The organism is Bradyrhizobium sp. sBnM-33 (assembly GCF_032917945.1).
In the GTDB taxonomy this organism is placed as follows: Bacteria; Pseudomonadota; Alphaproteobacteria; order Rhizobiales; family Xanthobacteraceae; genus Bradyrhizobium.
Map to the genome: position 1 here is coordinate 4,552,971 of NZ_CP136624.1, position 14,126 is coordinate 4,567,096.

A 14,126-nucleotide genomic window follows, 5' to 3' on the forward strand; every position below is an offset into this window, starting at 1 on the left:
TTTTGCGGCAGCCGATCCCGACAAACGGTGGCACGAAACAGTCCGGAAACACGATATACCCGTTGCCTCTTGAACGTGCAGTGGGAAGCCCACGACTGATGAGCAGAACGCGAGCCAACGCGCACCCTTCACGGAGACGGTCATGCGAAGCAAGCCAGCCACGATCATTTGCGATGCCGCCAGGTCCTGCGGGTCGCCGTCATCGTCGCAGGCCGGCGACTGGCCGACGTCACTGGCCTCACCGGCCATCACCGCTATTACGGCAGTTCGGCCATCAATGGCGGCGAGCGCATCGTCGAAAACCGTCGCGGCCAGCGGCCGCGCTTCGTCAATCTTTGCGGTTGATCGGCAATTAAGCAATTAAAAAGGCGCGGCGGGAACTCCCGTCGCGCCCCAACTGTTGTGCTCGCTGGTCCAGGGCTGAGAGCGCCCCGATGCCAGGCCAAAAGACAAGCCTAGCGGGCGATCCCAGCGAGGTGACAGCGCTTGGTGTAAGACACTGGATCACCTCCTTTCATTGTTGATGGAAACGTCAATATAGTCGGCGAATCAGCCCCTGTTAAGGGCCGGTCGCCGGGAACGGCGGCCTTGTGCACGGATGAGCGGCGCCCGGGCGGGTTGAGGCCGCTTGCGCGGCGTGTTAGGTCAACGCCAGCGCGGGTGTAGCTCAATGGTAGAGCAGCAGCCTTCCAAGCTGAATACGAGGGTTCGATTCCCTTCACCCGCTCCATTTCATTGCCTGCCGCGAACAAGCTGATGCCCGGCGATGGCGTCGGCGGGAAGCGAGCAGTCTTTGTTGAAGAGACAGACAGGCGGCAGGTCTGATGCGCATCATCTACTTCAGCCTCGGTTGGGTGATGGTTGCGCTCGGCGTGATCGGTCTGGTGATGCCGCTGATGCCGGGGGCGGTTTTCCTGATCGTTGCAGTGGCGTGTTTTGCGCGCTCGTCGCCGCGGTTCGAGGCATGGCTGCTAGATCATCCGACCCTTGGCAAACCGCTGCGGGATTGGCGCGCCGCCGGAGCCATCCCGCGGTCGGCCAAGGCCATGGCTTGCGTGGGAATGGCGATCGGGTTTCTCGTGTTCTGGTACAGCGTCGACCCGTCATTGCCGCTTGCCGTAGCGGTGGCGGTCATGTTCCTTGCCTGTGCCGCCTACGTCGTATCACGGCCGGCGATGGCCGATGAGAACGGCATCTAGGCGTCGCTACTGAAGGCGGCGGGTACCTGCTGCCCGGATAGCCGGAACCGCGGCAGTGGCCACTGACCGTGGCCAGCCGAGTCTAGCTAGCTTGCCTTGCCCGTTCCAGGAAGTCTTCGAGGCCAACCGGTACCTCGTCGAGATCGATGCATCGCTCGCGTAGTTCGTCGGCGATTTCGCTCGTCACGTCGCGCGACCATCCCCCGGTGATGTTGAAGGCGACGATGCGTACCGGGTTGACGTACTGGCCTTCGAGCAGTTCGCGGATCAGCGTGGCCCGCCCGGTACTCTCCTCGCTGGTCTCGCGCCATACCCGCCCAATCCGACCCAGATCGTCCAGCACGAGGTAGACGTCGTGGTCTGCACCTTCCGGCACGATGGACGGCGTACGCATTTGCGAGACTCGAAACAGACACACCGTCGATTCAAAGCGCGACTTCGTGAGTCGTTCCTCGATCGATGCGCCCTCCGCAACTGGCGGAGAGCGTCGGGAGACTTTCTTCGCAGGCTGGGGCGAGCACCGAAGCGCGGCGCCCGCCCTTTCTTAATTTAAGCTGACTGAATGACGCCGGAAGTTGGCGGCAGCCTCAAGCGCCCATCATTCGGAAGCGTTCCGCCGAGGCGGGCGCTCAGTGCGCCTCCAATCTTTTGTAGCGCGCGAACCTCGATCTGGCGGATGCGCTCGCGGGACACGCCGAAGGTGGCGCCAAGGTCCTCCAGGGTTTTCGGCTGTTCGGCCAGGTAGCGTGCTCCGATGATATGCTGTTCGCGGGGAGTCAGGCCGGCAAGCGCGTCTTTCAATGCGCTCCTTACCTGGTCGCGATCTTGCGCTTCCGACAACAGGCTTTCGGGATCTGGCGCTGGATCAACCAGGCAGTCCTGCATTTCCTCGGAACCGTCCTCCCGGGTCCTGGATAAGTTGAGCGAAATGTCACCGCGCATCCTCCCATTCATCTCGACGACATCGCGGGAACCGACCCCCAGTTCGTCGGCAATGTATTTGACCTGCTCGGGCGAAAGATCGCCGTCCTCGCCTGCGGAAATCCGGCCTTTCAGTTTTCGCAGCTTGAAGAACAGCTTCTTCTGGGCGGCGGTCGTGCCAATTTTCACCAGCGACCAGGACTTCAGGATGTACTCGTGGACGGTCGCCTTGATCCACCACATCGCATAGGTGGCGAGCCGAACACCTTTTTCGGGTTTGAACCGCTTCACCGCATGCATCAGGCCCAGATTCGCTTCCGAGATCAGGTCGGCGATGGGAAGGCCATAGCCGCGATAGCGCAGCGCCAGCTTCGCAGCCAGCCGGAGGTGGCTTGTCACCAGGTGATAGGCCGCTTCGCGATCGCCGTGTTGGTGCCAACGGCGCGCGTACATGGCCTCGTCGGCCGCACTCAGCAGCGGAAACTTTCTGATAGCGGCGAGGTAGCGGGAGAGCCCGCCTTCCGAGTGAAGCGCAGGTAGGTTCGATAGAACTGACAGGGTGCTCATATCCAATTCCTCCTCAGAGCAAAGTGGGTGCGAGCTACCGAGCATGTGCCGGGCCCGGAAACGGCGCCCAAGCGCATCAAGCCGGCGGCGTCCACAGAATGTCGCTGCTTGCAAATTGTTCCGTTGAAAATTGGCTTGAAAGCCGAAGGCGGTCAGCGGCGTGCCGGTGGAGGGGTGCAGCCCCTGGCCGCCTCCACCGGCCAATGACAACCGGCCAATGACACCTTACGCCGCCACGGCTTGAGCCGCTCGTGGCGGCGCCGGCGCGGCACTCTCCGCCGCAGCGTTGCCGCGCTCGAGAGCCAGCAGCGCAAGCTCGACCTCGTGAAGGCGCGAGGGCCGGCCGTTCTCCGGCATGCCTTCGTTGGTCGCCTGGTCGATCAGATATTCGGTCCAGGCCCAGTCTATCAGGATCGAGCGTTTTGCATCGAGCGACAGGCTCGGATCGCACACCACCGCCATCGGCCAAGCCCAGCCTTCCTCGCCCCGGCGATCCTGCCGGCCTTCCGCACCGGCAACGGCCTTGTCATAGCTCTCCCGAAGGGAACCGAGCCCAAGGCGTTCCAGGGTCTCATCGGAGAAGGCGTGCTTCATCTTGCGGGACTGTCGCTGGTTTGTGTTCTGCTCCTCGGTCTCCTCGACGACATAGGGAAGTCCCTGCCGCTCGGCGTAGCGGATCGCCGACCTGAGCGTCGGGAAGCTGAGCTCGGCGGTCGCGAGCGGGTCATCATCCCCGGTCCATCCCATCAGGGGTTCGACATAAGGGGCGCTGCGGCGCTCGAAGGTGAGCCGCCAGCCCTTGGTGCCGGCCTTTCCCGAGGTCATTGCCGATCGTGCGGGCCGAAAGATGCGCGCTATCGCATCCCTCGGGAATTGGGACGGGGTCAAGCGCCGGTCCGGCATATGATTGTCGTTCGCGGCGAATGCCGCTTCTGATGTCGTCGTTTTCAGTTCGTCAATTCTAACCCTCTCCATTTTGTCCCTCCCACCTCTGGCGAAGGAGAACCGCTCGCGGCTTGGCATCCATCAAGCCGCCCATGCTTCATCGATCCGTCTAGCGCGACCAAATCGAGAGCCGGTCAGGAGGAGCATCCCCTGCAGATATCCGGGACAATCTCCTCGGCTCGGAAGGGCGGGATCACCACGGTGGTTGCCCGGTTGGACCTTGTATTCCGATCGGACACCGGCCGCTCCGGCGCGCCCGTCTGAACCGCGGCATTCGCACTGCCAGGCTGCTTCGGCTTTTTCCGCTGCGCAGCGGCCCCTTCGGTTGCGCTGAACAGCATGGCGAATACGACGAAAGCTGCGAGCAGACCGCGCATCGTTCTTCCCCAGCGTTAGCGCTTGCGAGGAGAGAGCCTGATGCGCCAGTTCCTGGATGCCGCCGCGATCCGATCGGCTAGTCGTTCCAGCAGATGGACGATTGCCGTGCTCCAACGCAGCACCGACCGGGCGTGATCTGCCATCTTCATAACCACATCCTCCCGAAAGCAACGTGGACTCCCAAGCGCCTTCTCCATGCGGGATCCGGCACGCCAATCCTGCACAGGCCTTGGCGGCGGCCGATTTAGGAAAGCGCCGGGCGACGTCAAGAGGTGCGACGCTCGGACGCGGCGGCGCGCGCGGGGTACTCGTTCCGCAGTGGCCGGACGCCGTTCTGCGCACCATCACCACGGCGGCGGTGATGCGGCGCGTCGTGCTTCAAGACCGATCGAGGAGGTGAAAAAATGAAAAACGCGTGCCGGTTGTGCCCTTGAAACCAAATCGAACCCTTCTAGTTCTTGTGGTGCCACAGGTGTGGCGCCGGATGCCGTCAGGGTCCGGCCAAGGCCGCCGGGAATGTCCCGGCGTGGCTCCTATCCATGTTGCTCAAAGGAGGATGTGGTTATGAGAACCTACGATCTACCCCCGTTCTGGCGTTCGAGCGTCGGGTTCGATCGCCTGTTTGACCTCGTCAACGACACGGTGAACGACAGCGACACTTATCCGCTGTATGACATCGAGCGTGCCGGCGAGGACCAGTACCAGATTTCACTGGCGCTGGCCGGTTTCAGCCCGGAAGAGATCACCATCACCGCGGAGCAATCGACGCTCACGGTTGAGGGCCGCAAGGCTGACAAGGGTGTTCACGACTACCTGTACCAGGGAATCTCGATGCGGCCCTTCCGCCGCGTATTCAACCTGGCGGAGTACGTCCAGGTGAAGGATGCGACCTTCGAAAACGGCATGCTCAAGATCACGCTGGTTCGGGAAGTGCCGGAGGCGATGAAGCCGCGTCGCATCGCGATCGAGGCCGCCGGCAACGGCAAGCAGATCGAACACCAGCAAAGCGAACATCAGCAGGCGGCCTGACGGAGTTGCCGTTCAAGGCTGTCGAACCACCTGTGCGCGGCTCGGCCGCGCGCGGGTGATCTCTGTCCACTGAACATGACGTACAGAAAGGAGGAGCTATGGCACTACGCGATCTCATTCCGTGGAACAACGGCTCTCGTGATCTGAGCCTGCACCGCAATGAACCCAATCCGTTCCTCGCGCTTCATCGCGAGATGAATCGGCTGTTCGACGATGCGCTCCGCTCGTTCGACATTGCTCCGTTCAGCTCCCAGGCGATGGGTTGGCCGAGCGTCGAGGTCAACGAGACCGAGAAGGAAGTCAAAGTGATTGCTGAACTCCCCGGTCTCGAAGAGAAGGACGTCAACGTCGAACTCAGGGACGGCATGTTGACCATCAGCGGTGAGAAGAAGAGCGAGACCGAAGACAAGGAGCGTCGCTTTAGCGAGCGCTACTACGGGCGCTTCGAGCGTTCCGTTCCGGTCGATGATGTCGATCAGGACAATGTCGGGGCCTCGTTCAAGAATGGCGTTCTCACCGTGACGCTGCCGAAGTTACCGACCGCGCAGCAGAAGGTGAAACGGATTGCCATCAACGGCAAATAACCGCGGGACGGGAGGGAGCCTCGCGCTCTCGCCCGCGCCGAGGGCGCTGCCAATAGCCGACCGCAGAAACCGAACTCGCAACCGGTGCGGTTGCGAGCCACCGATCTGACAGTGAATTGAAAGGAGCCAATGTAAGGAGTTGCAACCATGAACACCGTCTGGAAAAAGGACATGATCGCCGATGTGGTCAACCTCGTGATTGGCCTGGCCTTGTTCGTGTCGCCATGGGCCTTGGGGTTCGCCGCTGAAAGTCCCACGAACTGGAATGCGTGGTTGAGTGGCATCCTGATCGCGGCGCTTGCGGTAGCAGCGCTGGCGGTATTCGCCGAATGGCAGGAGTGGCTAGCTCTTGCCGCCGGCGTTTGGGTGGCGCTGTCGCCGTGGGTGGTGCAATTCTCGGCCAACCAGACCACCACGACACTCCACGTCATCGCCGGGATCGTAGTGGCCGCCGTTGCGGCTCTGCGCCTCTGGTATCTGCACCAGAGTCCTCCTCGCGTGACGGCCTGATGCTTGGCGAGGGAGGCCGTTGCCGGCCTCCCTTCGCCAGATGTCCGCTCGGTGCTTCGTGAGTGGAGCGCGCGAGTCCGCAGCGACTATCGCAGCAGCCTCGGAATTGATGGTATACGAACAGACTTTTGATCGATGCGAATACGCTGCGTCCACTATCATAGGTGCTTGACAATCCCCCATATTCTCGTTGCAGAATACATCGTCCGAAGGATCTGCAGGACCTCGGTGCCGTCATGGGCCTTGGTGACACACCTTTGGGAAGCCACAGGTTATCGATGTTGTCACCCTGCTGATCGAGCGAAGGAGAAATCCGCGCGCGACAGCGCGCCTCGCTCGATGAGAGGACCATGAACGGATCGGACCGCAGCGGAAAAAGCAAAAACATCTCCACTGGCATTGATGGCTTCGACGGAATTCTGGACGGCGGCTATGCCTCGAACCGGGTACATTTGGTCGAGGGCCAGCCCGGAACCGGCAAGACAACACTCGCCCTGCAGTTCCTGATGCAGGGTGCCGCTGCGGGAGAGCGCTGTCTGTACATCACGCTTTCCGAAAGCAAGGACGAACTGGAACAGGTTGCCGAGACGCATGGATGGGATCTTGGCGGCGTCGACATCTTCGAGTTGGTTCCGGCCGAACTCAGTCTGGATCCTCAGCAGCGCCAGACCGTGGTTTACGCGTCCGATCTCGAACTCGGCGAAACCACGAGGATGACCTTCGATGAAGTGAAGCGCGTCGCACCTTCGCGCGTGGTTTTCGATAGCCTTTCGGAAATCCGTCTGCTCGCTCAAAACCCGCTGCGCTACAGACGGCAGGTTATCGGCCTCAAGCACTTCTTCGCGCAGCAGCGCTGTACCACGCTGTTTCTCGACGATCTGACCGAAGAAGCCGACGACCAGAACCTGCACAGCCTTGTTCACGGTGTTGTCCGTCTCGAGCACTATGCGCTGCAATACGGCGCCGAGCGGCGCAGGCTGCGCATTTTCAAAATGCGCGGCCGGAGTTTTCGCGGCGGCTACCATGATTTCCTGATCCGCAAAGGTGGCATTGCGCTGTTCCCGAGGCTGGTCGCAGCCGAGCACGCAGACGGCACCAAAATCACCGAGCCGATCCTCTCAGGAATCCCCGAGCTCGATCAGTTGCTGGGAGGCGGGCTCGACCGCGGCACCAATACGCTGCTGATCGGACCCTCCGGCTCCGGAAAATCATCACTGGCGATGCAGTTCGTGACGGCCGCGCTTGATCGCGGCGAGCGAGCGCTGTTCGTGACCTTTGACGAAACCAAGAGCATCTTGCACAAGCGCGCCTCCGGAATGGGATGGCACCTGGAGGCCCCGATCGCATCCGGCCACTTGATTCTGGAGCAGGTGGATCCGGCTGAACTGTCTCCGGGTGAACTGACCGGCATGGTGCGCCGCCGCGTCGAGGTCGATGACGTTCGCATCGTGGTGCTGGACAGCCTAAGCGGCTATCAGAATGCAATTCCTGCCGAACAGTTCATGCTCCTGCTGATGCATGAGATGCTGACCTACTTGAATCACCGCGGGGTGGTGACGATTCTCACGCTGGCTCAGCACGGGCTTGTCGGTCCGATGCAATCCAGCGTCGACCTGACTTATCTCAGCGATACCGTCCTTCTGCTGCGCTTCTTTGAAGCGGCCGGAAAGATCAGGCGTGCCATTTCCGTGCTGAAGAAGCGGACCGGCCGCCACGAAGACGAGATCCGGGAGTATCGGCTCGATAACCACGGCATCAGGGTCGGTCCTCCGCTGTCGGAATTCCAGGGCGTTCTATCCGGCACGCCAACCTATACCGGTCAACATGGGGTGCTGCTCGGAGCCGCCGCGAATGGCAGCGCCTGACGCCTTTCAGACCGGGCCCGCGCTTGTGCTGGCGCCGGTCGGCAGAGATGCCGCGGTGATTTGTTCGATGCTGCAGGCTGACGGCACCGCCTCATTGGAGCGGCGCAGCTTGGCCGAACTGGTGGCCGATCTTGATGGGGCCTCTTCTGCTGTGATCGCCGAGGAGGCGTTGATCCATGAAGATCGCAATGAGTTCGCGCGATGGATTGCCAACCAGCCGCCGTGGTCCGATTTTCCATTCATCCTTCTCACCCTCAGGGCGGCTCGAAGCCCCGATCCCGGCTTGATTGAGTTGCTCGGAAACGTCACGGTGCTTGAACGGCCGCTCGCGGCGACATCGCTCCGGAGCGCCGTCAAGGCCGCCGTGCGCGCTCGCGCGCGGCAACGCCAGACGGCAAGCTATATGGACCAGTTGACTAACCTGACCGACACGCTCGAGCGGCGGGTCGAGGAGCGTACCCGGGAATTGGCTGACGCCAATCAGCGATTGACGGCCGAAATGGCGGAACGCGAGCGGACCGAGCTTGCGCTGCGGCACGCCCAGAAGATGGAGGCGGTCGGCCAGCTCACCGGCGGCATCGCCCACGACTTCAACAATCTTCTGACGACGATCACGGGTAACCTACAACTGCTTGGCCGATCGGTAGAGGAGCAGCGCCAGCAACGCTATGTGCGGAATGCGATGCATGGCGCCGAGCGAGGTGCGAAGCTCGTCAAGCAACTCCTGGCGTTCTCGCGCAAGCAGCATCTTTCTCCGGAACCGGTGGACATCAACGAGCTTGCGGGCGTGGTTGGCGAGCTCTTGTCGCGAACGATCGGAACCGGCATCCGCATTGAGATCGCAACGGAAGAGGAGCTGTGGCCGGCGCTGGTCGATGCGACCCAGCTCGAACTGATGCTGCTCAATCTGGCCTTCAACGCACGCGACGCGATGCCGCAAGGCGGCACCATCACCATTGAGATGGCCAGATTGGACCGGGTCGAGGATCACCTGAGCGGCGAGTTGCAACCCGGCCAATATGTTTGCGTTTCGGTGAAGGACACCGGCACCGGCATGAGCCCGGAAGTTCTGGCCCGGGCGTTCGATCCGTTCTTCACGACCAAGGCGCCCGGAAAAGGCACCGGGCTTGGCTTGTCGCAGGCTTACGGCTTTGCGCGCCAATCGGGTGGCACGATCAAGATCGAAAGCGAGCTCGGCCGTGGCACTGTCGTCCGAATCTTCCTGCCTCGCGCAACCGGCACCGCGGCCGGGGAGGGCATCGGCAAGGCGCCGACGGCCGCCATGGAGGGTTGATCATGGCGGCCGTACGGCGAGGGTAGCGCCAGGCTTAATTGTCCTTGCGCGCAGCCAACGGAGTTTCAGAGCCGTGCCCGTTGGCCGCTGCCGAAAGTGCGGCCATGGCCGAGAGTTCGAGTTGCGTCGCGGTGTGCTTGCGCAGCATCTTCTGATAGATCTTGACGTAGTCCGCGGCCATCCGCGCAGCAGAGAAGCGCTCCTCGAAGCGGGCGCGGATCGCCTTGCGGTCCAGCGCCAGCAACTCCGGAACCGCGCGCACCGCCTCGTCGACGTCGGAGACGATCCGGCCAGTCAGCCCATCCTCCACGATTTCCGGGACCGATCCGCAACGGAATGCGAGCACCGGCGTACCGCATGCCATCGCTTCGATCATGACCAGCCCGAAGGGTTCGGGCCAGTCGATCGGGAACAGCAGCCCGGCGGCCTGACCGAGGAATTCGCCTTTGGCATTGTCATTGATCTCGCCGATGAACTCGACCCCGCCGCCGTCGAGCATCGGTGCAATGACGTCGCGGAAATACGCGTCGTCCGCCTTGTCGACTTTGGCCGCCATCTTGAGCGGAAGACCCGCCGCGCGGGCAATTGCGATGGCGCGGTCAGGCCGTTTCTCGGGCGAGATGCGGCCGAGGAAAGCTAAATAATCGCCGTGCCGGTCGAGGTTGGGCGTGTGCAGGCCGACCGGCAGCCCGTGATAGACGGTGCCGACGAAGTTTACGCCCGGGAGCGGCGCCCGCTGGGCGTTCGATATCGAGACCAGCGGCATGTCGGAGAAGCGCCGGTAGAACGGCATGTGGTCGGCGAGGTCCTGCCTGCCGTGAAGGGTCGTCAGTGTCCGGCCGCGCTCGGACCGGAACAGCGGGAAATGCATATAATCGACGTGAAAATGCAGAATATCGAACTCCTCGGCGCGCTCGCGCACCTTGTCGAGCATGACCATGTGGTGGGGCAGGGCATCGCGGACGTCGGGATCGAGGCGCAGAGCGCGGGGCGTGCAGGGAACGAGCTCGACCGATGTGATGGAGTCCTCGCTCGCAAACAGCGTCACCTGATGCCCCTGCCGGACCAGCTCCTCGGTCAGGTAGGCAACGACCCGCTCGGTCCCGCCATAGAGCCGCGGCGGCACGCTCTCGAACAGCGGGGCAATTTGCGCAATCCTCATTTTATCTCTCCGTTCGTGTAGTACAGGCCGGTCTTGCCACCGGAGGGCCCGCGGCTGACCGCCTTATTGTTGATCACGTATTGCCTGCGCTGCCGCACATGGCCGGCAGCGCGAGCCTATGAACTTGCAAGGGCCCGACTGGTTCCTGCGATGCTGTCGGGAGAAGGGGCGGTCGACGCTCCCCGTGTTCACGTGGCGCCGGGTCGCGCGGATCGCCGGCAACGAGGCGATAGCCGGTCAGCCCGGCCGGCGTTTGCGCTCGGACGAACCGCGCTGCTCCATCGTTTAAAATTTAGTCAAGATGTCGCTGCTATCGTGCCGCGTCGCAGGGCCCCCGCGGGTGCGGAGCGAACACGCGCTGATTGCGAGCGCGGTGCGTTAACGGCAATTTGGTGCATTTCTTGGGGCGAAATACGCGCTTGCTAACCATGCCTCACGGAACGCCTGGACTCGCCACAAAATCAATCCGATTGAGACACAATGTCGGCGAGTAGGGTTGAAACGGTGCCCGCGCGGCATCACACGCTCAATTTATTTTGCAGAACATGGGCTCACAGGGGGACTGTAATGGGAGCTATCGGCTTCACTCATTGGCGAATGGATCAATTGTCCTGGGCTTCGGCCCGCGACGCCATCCGCCGGCTCAACATCACCCCTCGGCGCAATGCGGCAGCGGCGCTGGTGCTGGCTGCGATGGCCGGCTCGATGATGAGCGATCGGGCGCACGCGGCGCCTCCCGGCAGCAACGAAATCCGGATTGGCAATACCGCTCCCTACACCGGTCCGGCTTCCGCCTACGGTGTCATCGCCAAGGTCATCTCGGCCTATCTTGACAAGGTCAACGCCGAGGGTGGCATCAATGGCCGCAAGGTCAATATGATCACCTATGACGACGCCTATGACCCCAACAAGACCATGGAGATGACCCGCAAGCTTGTCGAGGACGACCAGGTTCTCTTCACCTTGGCGACCATCGGTACGAACACCAACGCGGCGATCCAGCCCTATCTGAACTCAAAGAAAGTCCCGCAGCTTTTTGCCTTGTCGGGCGCAGCAGCCTGGGACCAGCCGCGCGAATTTCCCTGGACCATGGGTTTCCTGCCGACCTACACGGCTGAAGCGCAAATATTTGCGCAGTATATCCTGGAGAACCATCCCCGCAGCCGGATCGCTGTCCTCTATCAGGAGGATGGCATGGGCAAGGAATACCTGAAGGGCCTGAAGGACGGCCTGGGTGGCAAGGTCGCGATCGTGGCCGAGGCTCCCTACAAGGTCACCGACACCAATATCGATGCGCAGATGGCCAAACTGAAGGCGTCCAATGCCGACGTTTTCATTGAGTTCACCACGCCGAAATTCGCCATCATGGCGATCCGGCGAAGCGCCGAACTCGGCTGGCGGCCTGCACATTTCGTCGCCTCGATCGCCAATTCGTATTCGGCCGTGATTCAGCCGGCGGGCCCGCAAAATGCGGAAGGCCTGCTCTCGGCGGCATACAGGCTGGAGGGCGAAGACGCGGCGGCGGCCGGTGACGTTGCGTTCCGCGAATGGAGCGCCTTCATGCAGCGCTATGTCCCGAGCGTGAGCAAGACCAACGGCCAGGCCGTCCTTGGCTATCTGGTCAGCAGGACCCTGGTCGAGGTGCTGAAGAACTGCGGCGACGATCTCTCGCGCGAAAACATCATGAAGCAGGCTCGCGCGATCAAGGGTATCCAGCTTCCCATGATGGTGCAGGGCATCCTGATCAACACCAGCCCGTCCGATCATGCGCCGATCGAGCAGATGCGGATGATGCGCTTTACCAATGGCCAGTGGCAGCACTTCGGCCCGGTGCGAAGCGGCATCGATCCGGGCGCCGTCTCTGATTCCTTCAAGACGATCTTCAAGTACGGCACCGCCACCAAGCGCGATCTGGCCAACCAGCTCAACGCCAATACCGTGAGCCTGATGACGGGTTCGTTCGGCTCCACCTATGCCCAGGTGGGCGCCGATCTTGCCTCCGTGCTCGACAACGGCACGGCGCTGCGGATCCTGCCGGTCATGGGCCGCGGATCGGTGCAGGCGGTGGCGGACATTCTGCTGCTGCGGGGCGTCGACGCCGGCATCGTGCGCAAGGACACGCTCGCCTATCTCGACCGCAAGGACTTCGCCAAGGACATCCGCAACCAGTTCGTCTATGTGGCCAAGATGTTCAACGAGGAGATGCACGTCCTCGCGCCGAAGACGATCACCAGCATGCGGGAGCTCGACGGCAAGACCGTGGTGGTCGATTTGCCCGACAGCTCGACCTTCGTGACGGCGATCAACGTGTTCGAGCGGCTCGGGATCAGGCCGCATCTGATCTACCAGGAGCCGCGACTGGCGGTGGACATGCTGCGCAAGGGTGAGGTCGACGCGATCGTCGCGATCGAAGGCAAGCCGTTGCAATGGCTGAACCAGGTCAACGATCGCAACCTGCATCTGGTCCCGGTCGATTACGCCAAGACGCTGCAGGAGGAATATCTGCCTTCCAAGCTTTCTTCGGCGGACTACCCGGGCCTCGTGCCGGACGGCGGCTACGTCGAGACGGTTGCGGCAGAGGCGGTGCTGGCGTCGTATAACTGGGCGCCGAACAGCGACCGCTACCGTCGCCTGTCGCTGCTGGTGGATACGATGTTCGACAAGGTCGCGCAGTTGCAGCGTCCGCCGTTCCATCCGAAGTGGCGGGAAATGGCGCCGCGGGCGACGGTGTCCGGCTGGACCCGCTTCAAGGCGGCGCAGGAATGGCTCGACCGCAACATGCCGCCGGCGGCCGCCGTATCGGCAGCATCGGGCGCTGTGCCGGCTCCCGCGCCGGTTGCCGCGCCAGCAGCCGCCGCGTTCTCCCCGCAGGAGCGCGATCCCCTGTACCGCGAGTTCCTGGAGTGGCGCGCCAGCCGCGCCAAGGCCGGCACCCGGTAGTCACGGCTTGATGATAGCGCGGGCGGCTCCATCCTGGGGCCGCCCTTCGCATTGCTGGCGGCGAGGCTTTCGAATCGGGACGTCGCCGCCGATTCACAAAACCCGCTTGATGTCCGTTTTCGCAAAATCGCTGCCGACATACAGCAGGCCGCAACGATGCTGTTTCGCGACCTCGTAGGCGAAGCAGTCGCCGAGATTGAGGCCGGCGGGGTGAATGCCTTTTCCCCATTGCACATACGCGCGCGCCACTCTTCGCGCCGAAGCCAGCGAAACCGATATGATATTGAGGCCCAGGCCGTCGATCAGGCTTTCCATCTCCTCGCCGACGTTGCGGCGGTCCGCCACGATCAACGCCTCCGCGATCGTTGCCGCCGAGATCATTATCTCCTCTTCTGCTTCCAAGGCGGCAATGCAGGCGTCGGCCTCGGATTCGCCGAGCACGACAGCCATCAACGCGGACGTATCGACTGCGATCATCCGGGCAGGCCGTCGTCACCGTAGAGAAAATCCTGACTCCTGGCGGCGTCAGGTCCGGTCGCCGCTTTTGCAGCGCCACTGGCGCGTGCGGCCTCGAGCAGGGCTCGACGCGCTTTCCGGTTCGGCACCGCCGTCACCGGAACCAGCCGGACGACCGCCTGGCCATGCCGCGTCAGGATGATTTCATCGCCGGCTTCGGCGCGCCGCACCAGTTCGGTCAATTGTCCCTTGGCTTCGGAGACGGGGATGCGCATG

At 62.5% G+C, this 14,126-nt stretch carries 14 protein-coding genes and 1 tRNA gene; 9 read left to right on the forward strand and 6 right to left on the reverse strand.

Annotated features, from left to right (window positions below):
• Window positions 1-168 precede the first annotated feature (168 nt).
• The 3 genes from RX328_RS20980 (at window position 169) to RX328_RS20990 (ending at window position 1,199) form a co-directional block, all read left to right on the forward strand.
• Entirely contained in the window at window positions 169-345 is a 177-nt protein-coding gene (locus RX328_RS20980; RefSeq protein ID WP_213245606.1) for a hypothetical protein, read from the forward strand.
• Between the two features lie 311 nt (window positions 346-656).
• Window positions 657-730, forward strand: a tRNA-Gly gene (locus RX328_RS20985).
• A gap of 94 nt (window positions 731-824) precedes the next feature.
• Entirely contained in the window at window positions 825-1,199 is a 375-nt protein-coding gene (locus RX328_RS20990; RefSeq protein WP_213245605.1) for a YbaN family protein, read from the forward strand.
• Window positions 1,200-1,281: 82 nt separating this feature from the next.
• On the opposite strand, the gene RX328_RS20995 is transcribed toward RX328_RS20990, so the two are convergent.
• From RX328_RS20995 to RX328_RS21005, 3 genes are all read right to left on the reverse strand, one after another.
• On the reverse strand, window positions 1,282-1,593 hold the full coding sequence (locus RX328_RS20995) for a hypothetical protein (RefSeq protein WP_213245603.1): 312 nt from the start codon (window positions 1,591-1,593) through the stop codon (window positions 1,282-1,284).
• 155 nt (window positions 1,594-1,748) lie between these two features.
• Window positions 1,749-2,687 (reverse strand): RNA polymerase sigma factor RpoH, encoded by a 939-nt coding sequence (gene rpoH / locus RX328_RS21000; RefSeq protein ID WP_213246302.1) that lies wholly within the window; start codon window positions 2,685-2,687, stop codon window positions 1,749-1,751.
• Window positions 2,688-2,912: 225 nt separating this feature from the next.
• Window positions 2,913-3,512 (reverse strand): NADH dehydrogenase ubiquinone Fe-S protein 4, encoded by a 600-nt coding sequence (locus tag RX328_RS21005; protein WP_249725966.1) that lies wholly within the window; start codon window positions 3,510-3,512, stop codon window positions 2,913-2,915.
• 1,062 nt (window positions 3,513-4,574) lie between these two features.
• Here RX328_RS21005 and RX328_RS21010 point away from each other — a divergent pair.
• The 5 genes from RX328_RS21010 (at window position 4,575) to RX328_RS21030 (ending at window position 9,292) form a co-directional block, all read left to right on the forward strand.
• Window positions 4,575-5,039 (forward strand): Hsp20 family protein, encoded by a 465-nt coding sequence (locus tag RX328_RS21010; protein ID WP_213245599.1) that lies wholly within the window; start codon window positions 4,575-4,577, stop codon window positions 5,037-5,039.
• A 98-nt stretch (window positions 5,040-5,137) separates the two neighbouring features.
• Window positions 5,138-5,623 carry an Hsp20/alpha crystallin family protein gene (locus RX328_RS21015; RefSeq protein WP_213245597.1) on the forward strand — a complete coding sequence of 162 codons (486 nt, stop codon included), beginning with the start codon at window positions 5,138-5,140 and terminating at the stop codon, window positions 5,621-5,623.
• A gap of 147 nt (window positions 5,624-5,770) precedes the next feature.
• Window positions 5,771-6,133 (forward strand): SPW repeat protein, encoded by a 363-nt coding sequence (locus RX328_RS21020; protein WP_213245595.1) that lies wholly within the window; start codon window positions 5,771-5,773, stop codon window positions 6,131-6,133.
• A gap of 350 nt (window positions 6,134-6,483) precedes the next feature.
• Window positions 6,484-7,998 (forward strand): ATPase domain-containing protein, encoded by a 1,515-nt coding sequence (locus RX328_RS21025; RefSeq protein ID WP_213245593.1) that lies wholly within the window; start codon window positions 6,484-6,486, stop codon window positions 7,996-7,998.
• Window positions 7,985-9,292 carry an ATP-binding protein gene (locus RX328_RS21030; protein ID WP_213245591.1) on the forward strand — a complete coding sequence of 436 codons (1,308 nt, stop codon included), beginning with the start codon at window positions 7,985-7,987 and terminating at the stop codon, window positions 9,290-9,292. Before RX328_RS21025 ends, RX328_RS21030 begins: the two co-directional genes overlap by 14 nt.
• Window positions 9,293-9,326: 34 nt before the next feature.
• Here the strand turns inward: RX328_RS21030 and RX328_RS21035 are convergent, their stop codons facing one another.
• Entirely contained in the window at window positions 9,327-10,454 is a 1,128-nt protein-coding gene (locus tag RX328_RS21035) for a glycosyltransferase family 4 protein (protein ID WP_213245589.1), read from the reverse strand.
• Between the two features lie 567 nt (window positions 10,455-11,021).
• Here RX328_RS21035 and RX328_RS21040 point away from each other — a divergent pair.
• Window positions 11,022-13,394, forward strand: coding sequence for an ABC transporter substrate-binding protein (locus tag RX328_RS21040; RefSeq protein WP_213245587.1), 2,373 nt, complete (start codon window positions 11,022-11,024; stop codon window positions 13,392-13,394).
• A 93-nt stretch (window positions 13,395-13,487) separates the two neighbouring features.
• Here RX328_RS21040 and RX328_RS21045 read toward each other — a convergent pair whose 3' ends face one another.
• Together RX328_RS21045 and RX328_RS21050 are read right to left on the reverse strand one after the other, a co-directional pair.
• Complete coding sequence (locus RX328_RS21045) at window positions 13,488-13,871, reverse strand: type II toxin-antitoxin system VapC family toxin (RefSeq protein ID WP_213245585.1); 384 nt, start codon at window positions 13,869-13,871, stop codon at window positions 13,488-13,490.
• Entirely contained in the window at window positions 13,868-14,125 is a 258-nt protein-coding gene (locus RX328_RS21050; protein WP_213245583.1) for a type II toxin-antitoxin system Phd/YefM family antitoxin, read from the reverse strand. Before RX328_RS21050 ends, RX328_RS21045 begins: the two co-directional genes overlap by 4 nt.
• Between the last annotated feature and the right edge of the window lies 1 nt (window position 14,126).

Bases quoted from the DNA above. Each gene is read 5' to 3' on its own strand.
- RX328_RS21045 (WP_213245585.1), bottom strand. From the start codon at position 13,871: ATGATCGCAGTCGATACGTCCGCGTTGATGGCTGTCGTGCTCGGCGAA.
- RX328_RS21015 (WP_213245597.1), top strand. From the start codon at position 5,138: ATGGCACTACGCGATCTCATTCCGTGGAACAACGGCTCTCGTGATCTG.
- RX328_RS21050 (WP_213245583.1), bottom strand. From the start codon at position 14,125: ATGCGCATCCCCGTCTCCGAAGCCAAGGGACAATTGACCGAACTGGTG.
- RX328_RS20995 (WP_213245603.1), bottom strand. From the start codon at position 1,593: ATGCGTACGCCGTCCATCGTGCCGGAAGGTGCAGACCACGACGTCTAC.
- RX328_RS21040 (WP_213245587.1), top strand. From the start codon at position 11,022: ATGGGAGCTATCGGCTTCACTCATTGGCGAATGGATCAATTGTCCTGG.
- rpoH (WP_213246302.1), bottom strand. From the start codon at position 2,687: ATGAGCACCCTGTCAGTTCTATCGAACCTACCTGCGCTTCACTCGGAA.
- RX328_RS20990 (WP_213245605.1), top strand. From the start codon at position 825: ATGCGCATCATCTACTTCAGCCTCGGTTGGGTGATGGTTGCGCTCGGC.
- RX328_RS21010 (WP_213245599.1), top strand. From the start codon at position 4,575: ATGAGAACCTACGATCTACCCCCGTTCTGGCGTTCGAGCGTCGGGTTC.
- RX328_RS21025 (WP_213245593.1), top strand. From the start codon at position 6,484: ATGAACGGATCGGACCGCAGCGGAAAAAGCAAAAACATCTCCACTGGC.
- RX328_RS21020 (WP_213245595.1), top strand. From the start codon at position 5,771: ATGAACACCGTCTGGAAAAAGGACATGATCGCCGATGTGGTCAACCTC.
- RX328_RS21035 (WP_213245589.1), bottom strand. From the start codon at position 10,454: ATGAGGATTGCGCAAATTGCCCCGCTGTTCGAGAGCGTGCCGCCGCGG.
- RX328_RS21030 (WP_213245591.1), top strand. From the start codon at position 7,985: ATGGCAGCGCCTGACGCCTTTCAGACCGGGCCCGCGCTTGTGCTGGCG.
- RX328_RS21005 (WP_249725966.1), bottom strand. From the start codon at position 3,512: ATGACCTCGGGAAAGGCCGGCACCAAGGGCTGGCGGCTCACCTTCGAG.